The 1,989-nt window shown below is 66.3% G+C and carries 1 protein-coding gene; it reads left to right on the top strand.

Annotated elements, in window-relative coordinates; genetic code table 11:
• Nucleotides 1–458 precede the first annotated feature (458 nt).
• Nucleotides 459–1,989 (top strand): hypothetical protein (locus G7A99_RS03655; protein ID WP_163138906.1); only part of this gene is annotated, 1,531 nt, incomplete at its 3' end.

The following is a 1,989-nucleotide window of genomic DNA, read 5'->3' as shown; positions in this document are numbered from 1 at the left end:
ACGTCGGGCCTCGCAGGCTGTCCTTCCGTCCCCATCAGGGACTGATCTCTCCCGGCTCATAGAGCTGCAATGGACGCTGCAACGGGGAAACAATGACGTCAGTCCCTTCTTCGGGCCCATCGCTCACACGCCCGGCCTCTACCCAGCCGATACCGGAAACTGCGGGTGTCGCCGGCGACACCTCGACATGGGCCGCCGATCGCAATCCGTCGCCGTTACCGCCCACCGCCGGATTCAACCGGGCAATTCAGGATTTCGGGTCGCGCCTTCAGCGTATTATCCCGACGACCGCACATCGCGCGCCACGCATGGACACCCTGTCGGGCCCGCTCGCCGGTGTGGCGGGCCCGTGGCGCATTGACTCCCGTCGGGACCAGGGCAACGGACACCCCATTGCCCGTTTCGCGGGTCTCACCAACGCCGCTTAGCCGGCCCCTTTACCTGTTCCGGAGTTCTTCGTGTCTACCAGAACCATCGTGCTGTCCGTGCTCTCGGTCGCCGTGCTCATCGGCGTCGGCACCACCATCGTGGAGCTGTCCGCACCGGACGAGATCCGCTTCAGCCCCGCCGTCGGCGAGCAGCGCGACTACCGCATCGACGTGAGTGCGGTGATGCGGGAGGACGACAGCCAGTCTTCATCGTCGGACACGCAGGCGGTGACCATGCAGAGCATCATGCGCTACCGGGTCGACTCGGCCCGCCCGTCCCTGACGGTGCATCTCGACCCGCGTTTCATTCGGGCCCGGGAAGGCCGGCAAACCTTCTTCTCGAGTGCCCGCTCGGGTGGTCTGTTCCGCGGCCCCGTGCGCGACCTGATCACCGGGGGATTCGACCTGACCATGGAGCCCGACGGTGAAACACGGCTGACCGCCACCAACCGCGCCGCCTGGAACCTGATTACCAAACAGCTGACCGGCGCGCTGGGCAGGCAGCTGGAACAGCACATGCTCGCACCGTCGGTGCCGTTGAGCCTGCCGGCACGCGAGGGCGCGCAGGTCACGCTGGACGGATTCCAGGGCATGCCGGGGCTGCGTCTGACCGTCGCCGATATCGACGAGGACGGCGTGTTCGTCGACATCACCAGGGCCGAAGACGGGTCCACCAGGGTGGACCCCCTGCGCATCATGGGTCACAACCTGTTCATACAGTTCACCAACGTGTCCGGACGCATGCGCCTGGAGCGCGACAGTGGTTGGATCCAGTCGCTGACACTGATCAGCGATCAACGGATCGACGGCTTCGGCACGGCGCTGAACGTTCACACGCAGCTCGCCATGAACGCCGACGATGACCCGACAACCGGCGCCTGGGCGGACAGCCTGGAATGGTTCACCTGGACGAGCGGACTGGCGGGCGTGAGCGATGGCTACTCGCTGTTCCTGCCGCAAACCGACGGCGAGGCCACCGACCTGCCGCTGATCGAACCGGCGGAGGCCCCGCTCGCCGACGCCGGCACCACTTTCCGTATCGACGGCAAGGACAACGCGCTCGCGCTCACCATCGATCACGGCATCAACGGCGACGGGAAGCTCGGCCAACTGACCCTCCAGGAATTGACACTGCGAGACGCCGATGGACAGGCCCTCACGATTCCGCTGGTACTCGAGTCCATCGGCATCGACTACGGCGACGACGACCGGCAGAACACCGTCATCCGGCTACTCCCGCTCGGCTGGGCCGACCCGGGGCTGGAACGCATCGCCAGCGTCGATGCCACCGTTATCTATAGGCCGGCGGAGGAACCCACGCATACACAACTCTCCCTGGCCGACGAACCGACGGAAATCCGCGACGGGTCGGTCTCCGCCCGGGCAGTGCCGGTCGACGGCCAGCCCGGTCACTGGCGCATCCTGTTCGCCGGCAAAGACAACCGTTACTACACCTACGACAGGACGCGGAACTACGCTGGTCTCTCCGGACGCCTCATCGACCAGGCCGTCGACGGCGGCCTGTCGGCCTCCGACCGGACGCTCATGCAGCGCGTGGATG

The organism is Arhodomonas sp. KWT (assembly GCF_010993615.1).
Note: the sequence above shows the minus strand (reverse complement) of the source record. Positions and strands in the feature narration are given on the sequence as shown.